The 1,325-nt window shown below is 72.7% G+C and carries 1 pseudogene; it reads right to left on the bottom strand.

The annotated features are described in order from the left end of the window. Positions 1 to 80 precede the first annotated feature (80 nt). Positions 81 to 1,325: pseudogene (locus XINFAN_RS21585) on the bottom strand (hypothetical protein); the annotation flags it as partial.

Below are 1,325 nucleotides of genomic sequence, written 5' to 3'. Positions count from 1 at the left end.
AAAACAAAAAGAGCTGCCGTTTTTGACGGCAGCTCAGTTCAGGAGCGGGAAGGGCAATCCCGCTCCTGAGGACGATGTTATCAGGAGAGCAGCGCGCCGGTTTGCGCGTCGTCGAGCAGGCTTCCGGCCCCGCCGAGCAGACCGCCCAGCAAGCCGCCGCCGCCGAGCAACCCGCCCAGCAGACCGTTGTCGCCGAGGACCGGATCAAGCAGACCGCCGTCGCCGCCCAGCAGACCACCCAGCAAGCCGCCGTCACCGCCGAGGAGGCCACCGACGAGGCCGTTGTCGCCGAGGATCGGGTCGAGCAGGCCACCGTCACCGCCGAGCAGACCGCCCAGCAAGCCGCCGTCGCCGCCGAGGAGGCCCCCGACGAGGCCGTTGTCGCCGAGGATCGGGTCGAGCAGACCACCGTCACCGCCGAGCAGACCACCCAGCAAGCCACCGTCGCCGCCGAGCAACCCACCGCCCAGCAGCCCGCCGAGCAGCCCGTCCGGGCCGAGCACGCTGTCGAGCAGGCCGGTCAGCACGCCGTCGCCGCCGAGCAGCGGCTGCAGCAGCCCGCCGTCGCCCAGCAGACCGCCGAGCAGATCGCCCAGCACATTGGTCAGCGGGCCGTCGGTGCCCTCGATCTCGCCGCCCAGCAGACCCGCCAGCAGCCCGTCCGACAGCACCGCCACCGCGCCGAGCAGATCGCCCGCCGTCAGCGTGGCCAGCGCGCCGTCGATGCCCGCGGTCAGGCCGGTCAGCAGCTCCTGCACGCCGTCCAGCGCCTCGCCGACCAGCGCACCTTCTTCAAGCAGCGCGCCCTGGACCGCGGTCAGCAGCGCGTTCACCGCCGCGCCGACATCCGCGTCGTCCAGCGCCGCCAGCGCCTCGGAGAGCCCGGTCGCCAGCGCAGCCGCCGCCACGGCGGTGCCGCCCTGGAGATGCGGGATCAGGCCGCCGGCATCGCCCGCGTTCGGATCGCCGCCGAGGATGCCCTCGATCACCTCGGCCAGCAGACCACCGGCCCCGGCCAGCGGCGTGCCCGCCTCCAGCCCGTCGAGCAGCGCCTGGAGCCCGGCCTCGACGCCGGCGACCAGCTGGTCGAGCGAGTCGCCGACGGTGTCGAGCAGCCCGTTCTCGCCGCCGAGCACTTCGGCCAGCGTGTCGAGCAGCGCATCGACGGCCCTGGCGATATCGGCGTCGAGCAGATAGGCCTCGGCCTGGCCGATGCCTGCGATCAGGCCGGGAATGATGGTGCTGACACCCTCAAGCACCTCGCCGAGGACAGAGAGCGAATCCCCGTCTCCGTCTCCGTCTCCGTCTCCGTCGCCGTCACCATC

The sequence above is a fragment of the Pseudogemmobacter humi genome, from assembly GCF_900609055.1.
In the GTDB taxonomy this organism is placed as follows: Bacteria; Pseudomonadota; Alphaproteobacteria; order Rhodobacterales; family Rhodobacteraceae; genus Pseudogemmobacter; species Pseudogemmobacter humi.
The sequence above is the reverse complement of the archived record's forward strand: the minus strand, read 5'-3'. Positions and strand labels throughout refer to the sequence as shown.